Annotated in this window: 11 protein-coding genes, 2 pseudogenes and 1 other annotated feature; of the genes and pseudogenes, 3 read left to right on the forward strand and 10 right to left on the reverse strand. The window is 39.4% G+C overall.

The genetic code is table 11. The annotated features are described in order from the left end of the window. The first annotated feature begins 160 nt into the window (after positions 1 to 160). Together BFU02S_RS05675 and trpS are read left to right on the forward strand one after the other, a co-directional pair. Positions 161 to 523 carry a DUF3899 domain-containing protein gene (locus tag BFU02S_RS05675; protein ID WP_066367771.1) on the forward strand — a complete coding sequence of 121 codons (363 nt, stop codon included), beginning with the start codon at positions 161 to 163 and terminating at the stop codon, positions 521 to 523. Positions 524 to 566: 43 nt separating this feature from the next. After that, positions 567 to 803 (forward strand) — a binding site (T-box leader). 144 nt (positions 804 to 947) lie between these two features. Continuing rightward, positions 948 to 1,937, forward strand: a complete 990-nt coding sequence (trpS, locus tag BFU02S_RS05680) for a tryptophan--tRNA ligase (RefSeq protein ID WP_066367774.1) — start codon at positions 948 to 950, stop codon at positions 1,935 to 1,937. Between the two features lie 33 nt (positions 1,938 to 1,970). On the opposite strand, the gene BFU02S_RS05685 is transcribed toward trpS, so the two are convergent. The 8 genes and pseudogenes from BFU02S_RS05685 to BFU02S_RS05720 all read right to left on the reverse strand — a co-directional run bounded on the left by BFU02S_RS05685 (position 1,971) and on the right by BFU02S_RS05720 (position 10,693). Continuing rightward, positions 1,971 to 2,717, reverse strand: a complete 747-nt coding sequence (locus tag BFU02S_RS05685; protein WP_066367777.1) for a YjbA family protein — start codon at positions 2,715 to 2,717, stop codon at positions 1,971 to 1,973. Positions 2,718 to 2,905: 188 nt separating this feature from the next. Continuing rightward, positions 2,906 to 4,639: pseudogene (opp4A, locus tag BFU02S_RS05690) on the reverse strand (oligopeptide ABC transporter substrate-binding protein). Continuing rightward, the gene (locus BFU02S_RS05695) at positions 4,540 to 5,406 is read right to left on the reverse strand and encodes an ABC transporter permease (RefSeq protein ID WP_084361001.1); all 867 of its coding nucleotides are present in this window, start codon (positions 5,404 to 5,406) and stop codon (positions 4,540 to 4,542) included. Before BFU02S_RS05695 ends, opp4A begins: the two are co-directional and overlap by 100 nt. A gap of 15 nt (positions 5,407 to 5,421) precedes the next feature. Further along, complete coding sequence (locus BFU02S_RS05700; RefSeq protein WP_066367780.1) at positions 5,422 to 6,342, reverse strand: ABC transporter ATP-binding protein; 921 nt, start codon at positions 6,340 to 6,342, stop codon at positions 5,422 to 5,424. Next, positions 6,323 to 7,345 (reverse strand): annotated as a pseudogene (locus tag BFU02S_RS05705) (ABC transporter ATP-binding protein). Before BFU02S_RS05705 ends, BFU02S_RS05700 begins: the two are co-directional and overlap by 20 nt. 218 nt (positions 7,346 to 7,563) lie before the next feature. After that, positions 7,564 to 8,340, reverse strand: coding sequence for a DUF2268 domain-containing putative Zn-dependent protease (locus tag BFU02S_RS05710; protein WP_066367784.1), 777 nt, complete (start codon positions 8,338 to 8,340; stop codon positions 7,564 to 7,566). 123 nt (positions 8,341 to 8,463) lie between these two features. Continuing rightward, positions 8,464 to 9,702: a beta-ketoacyl-ACP synthase II gene (gene fabF / locus BFU02S_RS05715; RefSeq protein WP_066367786.1), complete on the reverse strand. Its 1,239-nt coding sequence runs from the start codon at positions 9,700 to 9,702 to the stop codon at positions 8,464 to 8,466. A gap of 58 nt (positions 9,703 to 9,760) precedes the next feature. Continuing rightward, complete coding sequence (locus BFU02S_RS05720; RefSeq protein ID WP_066367788.1) at positions 9,761 to 10,693, reverse strand: beta-ketoacyl-ACP synthase III; 933 nt, start codon at positions 10,691 to 10,693, stop codon at positions 9,761 to 9,763. A gap of 201 nt (positions 10,694 to 10,894) precedes the next feature. On the opposite strand from BFU02S_RS05720, the gene BFU02S_RS05725 reads away from it, so the two are divergent. Further along, positions 10,895 to 11,173, forward strand: coding sequence for a hypothetical protein (locus tag BFU02S_RS05725; protein WP_066367790.1), 279 nt, complete (start codon positions 10,895 to 10,897; stop codon positions 11,171 to 11,173). A 30-nt stretch (positions 11,174 to 11,203) separates the two neighbouring features. Here BFU02S_RS05725 and BFU02S_RS05730 read toward each other — a convergent pair whose 3' ends face one another. Together BFU02S_RS05730 and BFU02S_RS05735 are read right to left on the reverse strand one after the other, a co-directional pair. After that, the gene (locus tag BFU02S_RS05730; RefSeq protein ID WP_066367791.1) at positions 11,204 to 12,037 is read right to left on the reverse strand and encodes a hypothetical protein; all 834 of its coding nucleotides are present in this window, start codon (positions 12,035 to 12,037) and stop codon (positions 11,204 to 11,206) included. Between the two features lie 79 nt (positions 12,038 to 12,116). After that, on the reverse strand, positions 12,117 to 12,839 hold the full coding sequence (locus tag BFU02S_RS05735; protein WP_066367792.1) for an alpha/beta fold hydrolase: 723 nt from the start codon (positions 12,837 to 12,839) through the stop codon (positions 12,117 to 12,119). Positions 12,840 to 12,912 lie beyond the last annotated feature (73 nt).

The following is a 12,912-nucleotide window of genomic DNA, read 5'->3' on the forward strand; positions in this document are numbered from 1 at the left end:
ATACATATTTTTGAGATAATGTACATTATTTTTTAAAATTAAATTTACAACTTGGTAACAAATTTAATAAGGCAGCAGGATGGAGATATGCTATAATTTATCTCTGCATTGGCTATTTTGTTTGATCACTTGTATAAATTCGGATTTCGGAGGGGGATTTATGAACTTTCAGTACAAAAAAAGGATCATCGCGACAGCACTTACACAAGTTGTCATTGTATTATTATCCTTTATTTTTTATCATAAAATTTCTTTACTTAGTTATATCAATATATCTTTTTATATTTCAGCTGTTTTTCTGCTCTTATCTTTGTTGATTTATACCATTCAGTCCGGTTTTTATGATGTTATTTCAAAGTCACTTAATATGATAGGATCCAGAGGGATTCAACGAAAATTCAGTGAAGTCCCTGCTTTATCTGAACTAGTTACAATGAATAAAAAACCTCTGCTGGTTCATGGGCTTGTAAGCGGCCTGTTCATGTTAATTGCACTTGCCATTTACTATTGGCAACTCACTTGAAAAGCAATATGGGATTATTTATAATAAATATAATTCCATATTGATGATGGCTATGAAAAAGAATAGTACGTATTCGTCTTCGTTATAGAGAGTTTGTGGCTGGTGGAAACAAACACGAAAGGATACGGAATGGACTTTGGAGCTTCTTTCTGAATATAAAGTAGGAAAAGACGTGTCCTTAACGTTAATAAGGATTCTCTACCGTTTGTTTAGCGGTTGGGAAACTAAAGTGACTCTTAATGAGTAATTAGGGTGGTACCGCGAGCCATTCGTCCCTATTTCGATGGGATGAATGGCTTTTTTAATTGTCCAGCTCCAAGCGCCTAGCCCCTCGGGACAAAAACCAGACATTTCGTGCTGATTTGCCTTTCCGGGCTGCAAGGCGCTTGCGATTTTCTTATTTATTAAGTAGGAGGAGTTTTTCATGAAAACAATCTTTTCAGGAATTCAGCCAAGCGGAACGATTACGCTCGGGAATTATATTGGGGCTATGAAGCAATTTGTTGAATTGCAGGATGAATACAACTGTTTCTTTTGTATCGTCGATCAGCATGCCATCACAGTACCGCAAGATCCGGTAAGCTTAAGGCAAAATATTCGCAGCCTTGCCGCGCTGTATCTGGCTATCGGGATCAATCCGGAAAAGGCAACTTTGTTTATCCAGTCCGAGGTTCCTGCCCACGCCCAGGCAGGCTGGATTATGCAATGTATTGCATATATTGGCGAACTGGAACGTATGACCCAATTTAAAGATAAATCTCAAGGAAAAGAAGCAGTATCTGCCAGCCTCTTGACCTATCCGCCGCTGATGGCAGCAGATATACTCTTATATCATACAGATTTGGTTCCTGTCGGCGAAGATCAAAAACAGCATATGGAATTAACCCGGGATCTTGCAGAAAGATTTAATAAAAAGTATGGAGAAGTATTCACCATTCCGGATATTCGTCTCCCTAAAGCAGGGGCCAGGATTATGTCCCTGCAGGAACCAACGAAAAAAATGAGCAAATCAGATCCAAACAAAAAAAGTGTGATTACCCCGCTGGATGAACCAAAACAAATCGAGAAAAAAATTAAAAGTGCTGTAACTGATTCAGAGGGGATCGTGAAATTCGATGTTGCAAACAAACCAGGAATTTCCAATCTGTTATCAATTTATTCAGTTTTAAGCAATAAATCCATTCAAGAGTTAGAAGAAATGTATCAAGGTAAGGGTTATGGAGCATTTAAGAGTGATTTAGCTGAAGTGGTCATTCATGAATTTAAACCTATTCAGGAAAAATACTATCATTTAATGGAATCAAGCGAGTTGGATGATATCCTAAACCGCGGTGCTGAAAAGGCCAATCAAGTTGCAAGTTCAACACTTAAGGAAATGGAACATGCGATGGGACTCGGAAGAAGTAGAAAGTAAAACAAAAAGCCTGACCCCTTAGAGGTTAGGCTTTTAATTTACTTTCGGGCCATGTTCCATTTCCCAGAGCTTTTCAAAAAACGGCTGCCCTTTAATGATATTTTCACAGAAGACTTCATGCTTCTTGGACCATCCATACTTGGCTTCCTCGAAAAGCTGTTCCCAAGCTTCTTCAAATGGTAATTCTTGAATGCTGGCATATCTTTCAGGACACCATTCAGTTAACCAATAGCGGACTTCTGCTTCATTTTTGGATGAGAACAATTGATCCAGTGCCATAAATAACAGCTGCTTTAATTGCCGCTCTTTTCTTGTTAACCCTCTCATTAATTCCGGCTCAGGAGATAGGATATGGAAATCTTTCTGCTTTGTCTGTAGTTGAAATTGATAATTTTGCGGCTCGTGGGTGCTGATCATTTCATAGACAAGCTGCTCTTGCCTTGGGATTAATCTACTTTTGCGAATCGGGATATTATAACCGATCGTATCGACTGCCAGTATGCCCGTCCCATCTGTCACAACAAAACAATTATCAAGCTGAATTCTTTCATGATTTTTTCTTAAATAGGCTTTTTGGTAAGTATCATTCAGAAGTTGCTGTGGTAATTCCGATAAGTCGTTTTCAATATAGTTATAAAGACAAGTTTCAACTTTTAACAATGGCACTTGGTCTAATAGCTCCACACAGTCATCTTTGCGCCACTCATGAAAGTGGCAAACATTATAACCGTTCTCTTCCCCTTCAAACCAATTGACCCATACATCATGAAGATATAACATTCATACAACCCCTCACTTCAACAATCTATTTGTCAATCAGTATAGGCAGGCCTTAGTTAAATTATTCCTTTCAATAGATATTTACCCAATTGACTTGAAGAATTGTTTTTTTACCAAATCCCCCTTATTTTCCACTATACCAACAAAAAGAGATGATCCATAATAGGACCATCCCTTTTTGATTTTGTTTATTCTACATCTGGAGTTGCACTTGTAACCGTAACATTTGCCCAAGCGTTAACATCTGTACCATAATTTGCATTTAATCCTTTTACACGATTATTGACTGGTGTAATGTTTGAACGGAATAATGTCGGAATGACCGGCATTTCATCATTCATATAGGTTTGCCATTCATCGTAAATTTTCTTACCATAAGCATGATCAAAGGCTTTTTCCGAATGGCCGTCCGCTAATAATTGATCGTTTTTGTCACTCACAAAGCGAGAGTAGTTAAATGAAACATCTCTGCTGTATACCATAAGGATCAACATCTGTGCCTGTCCCCCAAGCAGCAGCAAAAATATCTACTTTCGGATCATCATTTTGTACCATTTTATAGAAGGAGTTGAATTCTGCCAGGCGGCCGTCAACTAGTTGAACATTCAAGCCGACATTTTTCCAGCATTGGATATAGAATTTCGCCAGCGGTTCAGCAATATCTCCGCCGCTCATGAACAAGAAGTTAATCGTAAATTTCTTGCCATTCGGATCTTCACGGAAACCATCGCCATCAATATCTTTGTAGCCTGCTTCATCCAATAATTTTTTCGCCTTTGCTGGATCATAACCTATCGCATTGGCATTCTTATCATACCAGTCTGGGAAGGATGGCGGAATTAACGATGTAGCGGGGAATCTTAACCCATTGTAAAGCTTATCACCGACAGTTTTTGTGTCGATGGCATAGGCCATCGCCTGGCGGAGGCGCTTATCTTGGAATTTCGGATTATCCATCACGTTTACAGATTTTTTCGCATCCCAGTGGCCCAATTTAAAGCCAATATAATTGTATGCTAAATCAATTTGGCCGATCAACTGGATGTTTTTAGACCCTTTGGCAGACATATATTGATCTTCTGGAAATTCTCCGGCCACATCGACTTCGCCTTTTTTAAGCGCCTGGACAATAACCTTAGGGTTCACGACTTTCAAAATAATCGATTTTAACTTTGGCTTTCCAGCATAGAAATCGTCATTGCGCCCAAACTCAACAGATTCTCCCGGAACGATCTTTTTAATTTTAAAAGGTCCAAAACGATTGGTGCCTTATGGATTTTATCTGATTTTGCCAAATCTTTAATTGGAACGTCACCTAAGTAATGTTTAGGCATTGCATATGCCCACAGCCCTGTTAATAATGACGGATTTGCTTTTGTAAACGTAATCGAAAGAGTTTTGTCGTTAATGATTTTTATTCCGGAAATATTTGGGGATTTTCCTTCGTGATATTCTTTCATTCCCACGATACTTTGCATAAGCTCATCCCCATATCGGACACCTGTATAATCTTTGTTACCGATGACAAGGAATGAATATTCATAATCTTGGGCTGTAACCGGTTTGCCGTCTGACCAATTCACATTGTCTTTAATGGTGACTGTAATGGTTTTATTGTCATTGGAAAGCTTGTATGTTGCTGGCCCGTCATTTGTTATTTCATAGTTCTTATTTACCGAGAATAACGGAATGTCAAAAAATTGCATGACATCAGCATCCGGCTGACCTTCATAAAATGCATAGTTCAACGTGCCTTCAAAAGGTGTATCGGAAACGAGTGCGTAATGAAGCGTTCCATCCTTGATTGGTGTTTTGTTATTCTTCACAGATTTCGGAAATTTCCCGATATTTTCTTCGGCATTCCCTTTTGATGCGGTATTCCCGCTGCCACTCGTTGAGTTGGAGCAGGCTGATTGGAGCATGCCCAAGACAATCCAAGGAAGGCAGTGATCGGCAAAAGCGAGTTTCTAAAAATATGATGATTGTAAACCTTTGATTCGCTGACACCTTTCGCTCTGGCGGTTTTCACAAAGTCTTTTAATTTCGTATCAATAATCTCATTCCGCAAAAATTGAATCGTAACGGTTGTACTAACAATAGCACCGGAAAAGGCCGGGAGCACGAGGTGATTCAATTTGCTCATATAGTAAGCAAATGTACCATTTTGAGCTTGAATATCGACACTGCCGCTTGTAGGAAACCAGCCAAGGACAAAACCAAAAATAAACAAGACAAGTAAGGCAAAAATAAACAATGGAGTGGCAAATGTTACGTAATTGTATCCGACAATCAATTTATCTGCCCATGTATCCGTCCAACGACCGCTAATAACGCCTAAAGGAATGGCAATCAAGTAACTTAAAATCAACACCGCTACCCCTAACAGGATGGTATTCCCCAATTTTCCGGCAATTAGCTGGGTAACTGGGATTTGATAAATGATGGACATTCCCAAATCGCCATGGAACAACCCTTTAATCCAACGGCCATATTGAATAGGTAAGGGATCGTCCATACCTAATTTATGTTTTAATTCCATTAATGTATGCGCGTCCATTTTTGGATTACTTGCAAGACGCCCTGTTAACGCGTCCCCAGGCATGGCTTTAGCCAAGGCAAAGATTAGAATGCTTAAGATCAATAACTGAGGGATCATAAATACGATTCGTCGCAAGATAAATTTCAACATTTGTCTGTCCCCCTCCTAAGGCAGTGCAACCGAATGGGTAGCAGAAATAGGTTTAAGCGGATAACTCTTACCCTCGGCATTAAAGTATTGACCGTATGAATGTTTATATTCTGCATGCACTTCCTTGCGCAGTAACAATTGTTTCTCGCGATTTGCCGGATTCATATCTGGTATGGCAGGAATCAATCTCTTTGTATAAATATGCTGCGGGTTTGTATAAATGTCCTCGCTTGTCCCCTCTTCTACGAATTGACCGCGATACATGATTCCTATCCTGTCACACATATGCCGAATGATTCCTAAGTCATGGCTGATAAATAGATAAGTTAACTGAAACTCCTTTTGAATATCTTTAATGAAATTCAACACTTGGGCCTGAACCGATACATCAAGTGCTGAAACAGGCTCATCCGCAATAATCAACTTTGGCTTCAAGGTTAGCGCCCTGGCAATGCCGATCCGCTGGCGCTGACCCCCAGAAAATTCATGCGGATATTTAGCAATTGATTCAGGGTTTAAGCCAACTTTCTCAATATAATACTGAACTTTTTTCTTCTCCCGGCGATATCTCTCGTAGTTCCTAATTGGTTCCGCGATAATATCCAACACTCGCTTTCGTGGATTTAAAGAGGAATAGGGATCTTGGAAAATCATTTGAATATCTTTGCGATATTGATGAAACTCTCGCCTGCTTAATTTCGCCAAATTTTTGCCCTCAAATAGGATTTCTCCAGAGGTTGCTTTATTTAGTCCAATTATCGTGCGACCGGTTGTTGTCTTCCCGCAGCCAGATTCACCGACAAGCCCGTATGTTTCCCCTTGTCTTAGTTTAAAGCTGATATCATCTACCGCCTTTACATAGGAGACCACTCTTCGGAAAAAACCGCCGCGGATCGGATAATACACTTTAAGATGATTAATTTTTAGAAATTCCATTGTTCCTGTCTCCTATGCCTGTTTCTGGAAAATAAAAGTTTTGATAGCAAGTACACCGAACAAAATGATTGGGACTTATTTCCCGTAAGACTGGATTTTCTTCATGTTCATCCACCCATTGGATCCTGTCTTTAAAGCGGCAGCCCTTCCTTGGTAAGTTTTGCAGGGAAGGAACGACCCCTTCGATCACATGCAGCCTTTCCTTTGATGAAGCCGAAGATGGAATGGAATTGAACAGTGATCTCGTATATGGATGGAGCGGATTTGAAAATAAAGTATGTACATTTGCCAGTTCAACAATCTCCCCGGCATACATAACCGCCACCCGATCAGCCATTTCCGCTACCACCCCGAGATCATGTGTTATGAGAATGATGCCCGTTTTCATTTGCTGCTGCAGTTCTTTAAGCAAATCCATGATTTGTGCTTAGATTGTCACATCTAATGCCGTTGTTGGTTCATCCGCAATGAGAAGTAGCGGATCACAGGCGATGGCAATAGCGATCACGACACGCTGGCGCATTCCGCCGGATAATTCATGAGGATATTACTTATATGTACGTTCGGGGGTGGTAATTCCAACTTTTTTTAATAGTTCGATCGCTTTTGCTTTCTTTTCTGATCTTGATAAATTCGTGTGGTAGGTCATGCTTTCTTCAATCTGTTTCCCGCATGTCATTAAGGGATTAAGAGCTGTAAGTGGATCTTGGAAGATCATCCCGATTTCTTTTCCGCGAATTTTATTCAATTCTGGAACGGTTAGCGAAAGTAAATTATTCCCTCGAAAAGATATATTGCCTTCCAGCTTCGTTCTTTCCTGAGGGTGCAGTCCCATAATCGATAGAGCCAGGGCACTTTTTCCGCAGCCTGATTCACCAACAATGGCCACTACTTCGTTCTCATTGACCGTTAACGTAACATTATCTACAGCTGCAAAATAATGATCCTGAATTCGAAATGATGTGCGTAGGTTCTGTATTTCTAATAGTGGTTTACTATTCAAAACAAATCCCCCTAAACATAGTGGCAGTCAAAAACAAAAATACTATTAACCTATCTATTTAAAAAAAATACAAAACGACTATAAATGAACTATATTTACATAAAATTCTAATTTATATTTTTGACATTCGCAACACATTTTTTAATATATTCATACTATTCTGTTAGTTATTGACAAAAAAAAGCTTGAAACAACAAGCTTTCTAGTAAACAAGCTATTTATTCATTAATAAATCGGGAAGCAGATATCGTAAAGGAGCTGTTTGCAGTATATTGATTTCTGCTATAATATTTGCCTACAATATGGTATCCTGCAGCATATCCGAGCAACTGTGGAAACCTTCCTCCCCCATATAATAATTCATCATGAACCCGTTCATGCTTTTTTCGATTCAAGCGTTTTTTCAGAAATTGATCCCAAAAAAAATCTAATTCCTTTTCTGAATACATATGACACCAATTTGCTAAGTATTTTTCCCCGCAATTCTCCAGAACCGCATATTCTGCCAGTCCTTCAATTATGATCGAATCCAGCAGAGTATACTCCTCTAATCTTTTATTTAAGGCGCGCAGCCGGCATACATGATGGTATTCATGGACAAACAACGCTTCAATTTCTTTCGGATCATCATAATAAGAAAGAAATAAAAACATCTTATCTGGGAAAGACACTCCTGCCTTACGCCTTTCCGACTGTCTGAGGAAAAATCCTCTTTCTTGTCCCAAGGGAAACAGGAAGATTGGAATATCTGGGCCGGACCATTTTTTTTGATATTTCCGAAATATTTTATCCACCTTTTCCCAGGCATTGTAATCGATCATGTCCCCTAAATGATTTCTTGATGCTTTTGATGGACGATACATGCCAAATTTCAGCAGCTGATTATAGATATCATCTGCTGTTTGTCCTTTAAAGTACGGCTTAAGCTTTTCACAGATTTTCATTGGACGGTCAAAGTAATCCTTTAGCCATTGATCCGTTCGGATAATTCCCATCTCCGCACCCCATTTAGCATTAAATTGCCTTTCTACATTTTATGAACCACTTGTAGTTACGTTCATGGGCGATCAATGGAGCTTGACAAAAAAACCAAGCCTAACAGGCTTGGTTTTTTCCTTTTATTCATATTTCTTAAATATAATCGTAGCATTATGCCCCCCGAAGCCAAGGGAATTGCTCATTGCTGCTTTTAGTTCTTTTGGTCTTGCAGCATTTGTCACATAATCCAAATCACATTCCGGATCTGGTGTTTCATAATTAATGGTAGGAGGGAGCATACTATCTCTCATTGCCAATAAGGTGAAAATCGCTTCTATTCCGCCGGCAGCGCCGAGCAAATGTCCTGTCATGGATTTAGTGGAACTGATCGGCAATTTGTAGGCATAATCTCCAAACACTTCTTTTACAGCAAGTGTCTCAAATTTATCATTATAATCAGTGCTGGTGCCATGAGCATTGATATAGTCAATTTCCTCCGGTTTTAATCCGGCATCATGTAATGCCATTTTCATTGCCCTTGCCCCACCTTCGCCTGCTGGCGCCGGTGCCGTAATATGATAGGCATCACCTGTTGCCCCGTAACCAACAATTTCAGCATAAATATGTGCGCCGCGGGCGAGCGCATGCTCCAACTCTTCTAAAACAACAATCCCGGCTCCTTCACCAATGATAAACCCGTCACGGTTTTTATCAAAAGGTCTGCATGCCGTTTGCGGATCCGGATTGGTAGATAAAGCTTTATTTGCTGAGAATCCCGCAACAGACATTTTCGTTATCGGAGCTTCTGTTCCGCCAGTGATCATAACGTCAGCATCACCGCGCTGAATCACTTTAAAAGCATCACCGATTGAATTGGTGCCTGTTGCACAAGCTGTTACAGTACAGGAATTAAATCCCTTTGCACCAAGGGTAATCGAAACCTGTCCTGCAGCCATATCCGGAATCATCATTGGCACGAAGAACGGACTTACACGACGGTAACCTCTATTTTGAAAGATTTCAAATTGCTGTTCAAATGTTTCCATCCCGCCAATACCGGAACCGATCCAAACACCGACACGGGGGGCATTTTCTTCATTAATCGTTAAATTGGCATCTTTTACGGCCATTAAAGCACTAGCTACCGCATATTGTGTAAATCGGTCCATTTTTCTAGCATCCGTTTTATCCATAAACAGTTCCGGGTTGAAGTCTTTCACTTCAGCCGCTACCTTTACCGGAAATTCATCCGCATTTAATCGTGTCAGCGGACCGATGCCAGATTTGCCTTCCAATATTCCTTTCCAAGTTGTATCCACATCGTTACCAAGTGGTGTAATCATTCCAACACCTGTTACGACAACTCTGCGCTTATCCATTTGCATGACTCCTTTTTTAATTAGTTTCAGAATATCTTCACTTGTGATCTATCAAATCCTATTTTCCCCAGCGGAGCGCAATGGCTCCCCACGTTAATCCGCCGCCGAAACCGACCATCACTAGGACATCGTCATCTTTAATCTTCCCTGCTTCCAATTCTTCCACAATGGAAATCGGAATCGAAGCAGCAGAAGTATTTCCATATTTATCAACTGTTTTTGACATTTTTTCGACCGGAAGTTCCAGCCTCTGTCTGGATGCTTCCATAATTCGGATATTCGCTTGATGCGGGATAAGAAAATCAACATCCTCTTTCTTTAATCCTGCTTTTTCAAGGACATTTATACAGCTTTCCCCCATTTGTCTTACAGCAAATTTAAACACTTCGCGTCCATTCATAATGATATATTCGTCTTGGTAAAGATGTTTACCTCCAGTACCATCAGCACCAAGTTCAAATGAGAGAATGCCCCGATCCCCTGAAACACCTCCCATGATGACGGCACCGGCACCATCCCCAAATAAAACAGCGGTATTCCGGTCTTCCCAGTTCGTAATTTTTGAGAGCTTTTCAACACCAACAACAAGAACATACTTATAAACTTTCGCCTCAATAAATTGTTTGGCGGTAACCATTCCATACATAAATCCCGCACATGCCGCACTTATATCCATTGCCGCAGCTTTTGTTGCACCCAATCTTTCTTGGATTTTACAGGAAACAGAAGGAAAAGGGGTATCCGGTGTAACCGTTGCAACTAAAATTAAATCAATTTCTTCAGGTGTAATCCCTGCATCTTTAATTGCTTTTTGAGCTGCAAAAAATGCCATATCCGATGTATCTACATCATCTGATGCAATCCGCCGCTGTTCAATGCCCGTTCTCGTACGAATCCATTCATCAGAAGTATCCATCATCTTTTCCAAATCAAAGTTCGTGAGTACTTTTTCCGGCAAATACCTTCCTATTCCTATAACGCCTGCTCTCATGCTTCCATCTCCTTAAAATTCATAAAAAACCTTTCGTTTATAGTTTATTATCAATTATTATGACTTGGTACTAATTTTAACAAATGACATGCCGTTAATCAACAATTTCTTCCCTGCCCTCCTCCGCGATTGTCCACTCCTTTTATTCGTTTATTCATATTTTATAAATAAGAGAGTTTTTGGAAAGGAGCTATAAATATTATGGAAGATTGGAAGAATGACGATCTTGATCTCGATGATGAACCGGAGAAAAATGAAAAGGAGGAGTGGGGCCATGATCCATTCACTGCTTTAATGTTTGGATCGCGTGCTACCGACCGGCATGGACGCCAAATTCACCAGCCGGCTGCCCAGCAGCAAGGAATCAATTATGAAGAATTAATGATCAATATCGATAAATTAATGGAATCAGCCAAAGGATTAAAACCTTTGTTTCAAAAGATATATCCAGTTATTGAACAGTTTTGGAAGAAAAAATAGGCTGCCCTTATGGTGCAGCCTATTTTCTTGTTAAAGATGTTGTTTACATTGCCATTCTGCATGTTTTATTTGTTCAGTAAGGGAAGCGGCGATAGGGGTTAGTTTTTTTATAGAGATTCTAACACATGGTTCAGTAAATTCTTCCGGTGCACAATTTTGATTTTTAATGAACTGCTGCTCTAATTTTAGAAAGTCAGCACAACGGTTCCAGTAGTTTTCAACTCCGCTTTCTAACACATAATTTCCTGGCTTGCCAGACTCCATGATCTCGTGAATTGTGGAGACAGCATCCTTCACAAAAAGGGCATCATATATCCACTCACGCTCGGATTGCTGAATATCACTCCCTAATATTTTCGCGATAATGGTTTGTTGGAATAGAAAGGCGGATGGCTGCCATGGTCCATAAATAGCTGGTAAATAAAACAATTGGATATTTCCAGTCAGTTCTTTCGCTTCTTCAACAAAAAAGACGATCTTTGAATCCTCTTTAAATCTATTCATTTGGATTGGTAATAAAAATACCAAACGATTATTTTTCGATTCCGCTATATATTGAATAATTGAATGAATGGCTTCCCTTTTCAGTATTGAATCTTTTTGAATTATGAAAAGGTCGTAAAGTGAAAAAATGAATGTTTGTCGATCTTTAACATTTTCATGAATTGTTGGCCGCCACTTTTGAAAAGTATCCTCGAAAAAATTAGCATTTCTGCCAATTTCCATTCTCTTCTCCTCTAAAATTTCTTGGTTTGAACATTCATCGAACCATATACCGTGAACCTCTACTCCATGATTTAACAGATGTTTACAAACATGAAAACTAACAAAATCAAAAACATCCAAAATAACGGCCTTGTCCATTTAACTTTCCTCCCCAAAGTAGCCTTAAGAAAATCTATGCTATTCAATGAAGAAATATTTCTTTTCGGGAGGCACACCTTTACAGGACGGATTCATGTTGAGTATAAAAGTTTATATGAATTTTTCCCAGTTGCGGTTTTTTTTCAGGGAGAATAAAAGTAGGATGAAAATTAGAAGAACCTAAAATCTTTTTGTATTGCTTTGATTGATTATAAGATTTACCACCGGCGAGGACATGAATGATTTTTATCGGTACACCAAAATCAAGTTGAATGTGATCATCCATATTAGCAATAGCTGTTTCAAGGGAGTTCTGATCCAATTGATAAGCACATGTCAATTCCCTGATTAATTTTTTATAGAAAAATTTATGTTCTCTTTCCATTTCCAGATGGTGTTTTAAAGAAAGAATCGGATTAAGCAAAATGACTGACCTGATGTGATCGCCCATTTTCTCCAATAATTTGATAGCTACAAGCGCACCCATCCCTTCAGCTAGTATATGAATTTTGTCGTTAAGAATTTCGTGGCGGATCATATAGTGGTATAGTTTTACGGCAAGCTCAACGGCTTGATCACTCCCCCAATTCCTCCCGTAAAGATTCGAGGAAAAAATGGTGTACCCTTGTTCTTTCAATTCATGAATTATAGCAGCTTTTCCTTCATTTTGTGTCCAAAAGCATTTACTTTCATCAACAAAATGCCGTTCGTCACCAATGATTAAGATCCCAAATCCTGTAGGCTTTTCAGGATAATAGACAATATTCCATTGAGTATCTATTTGAAAATTGCGGTTCTCCATTGGTAAATCTCCTTTTACATATTTCCTCATCATAATTGTATGTAGCTTCACAAAAGATGAACGGGAGTTTGCC

Source organism: Neobacillus fumarioli NBRC 102428 (genome assembly GCF_001591485.1).
GTDB lineage: Bacteria > Bacillota > Bacilli > Bacillales > Cytobacillaceae > Neobacillus > Neobacillus fumarioli.

Excerpts from the sequence above, each read along its gene's own strand:
- BFU02S_RS05675 (WP_066367771.1), top strand. The coding sequence starts at position 161 with ATGAACTTTCAGTACAAAAAAAGGATCATCGCGACAGCACTTACACAA.
- trpS (WP_066367774.1), top strand. The coding sequence starts at position 948 with ATGAAAACAATCTTTTCAGGAATTCAGCCAAGCGGAACGATTACGCTC.
- BFU02S_RS05685 (WP_066367777.1), bottom strand. The coding sequence starts at position 2,717 with ATGTTATATCTTCATGATGTATGGGTCAATTGGTTTGAAGGGGAAGAG.
- BFU02S_RS05695 (WP_084361001.1), bottom strand. The coding sequence starts at position 5,406 with ATGTTGAAATTTATCTTGCGACGAATCGTATTTATGATCCCTCAGTTA.
- BFU02S_RS05700 (WP_066367780.1), bottom strand. The coding sequence starts at position 6,342 with ATGGAATTTCTAAAAATTAATCATCTTAAAGTGTATTATCCGATCCGC.
- BFU02S_RS05710 (WP_066367784.1), bottom strand. The coding sequence starts at position 8,340 with ATGGGAATTATCCGAACGGATCAATGGCTAAAGGATTACTTTGACCGT.
- fabF (WP_066367786.1), bottom strand. The coding sequence starts at position 9,702 with ATGGATAAGCGCAGAGTTGTCGTAACAGGTGTTGGAATGATTACACCA.
- BFU02S_RS05720 (WP_066367788.1), bottom strand. The coding sequence starts at position 10,693 with ATGAGAGCAGGCGTTATAGGAATAGGAAGGTATTTGCCGGAAAAAGTA.
- BFU02S_RS05725 (WP_066367790.1), top strand. The coding sequence starts at position 10,895 with ATGGAAGATTGGAAGAATGACGATCTTGATCTCGATGATGAACCGGAG.
- BFU02S_RS05730 (WP_066367791.1), bottom strand. The coding sequence starts at position 12,037 with ATGGACAAGGCCGTTATTTTGGATGTTTTTGATTTTGTTAGTTTTCAT.
- BFU02S_RS05735 (WP_066367792.1), bottom strand. The coding sequence starts at position 12,839 with ATGGAGAACCGCAATTTTCAAATAGATACTCAATGGAATATTGTCTAT.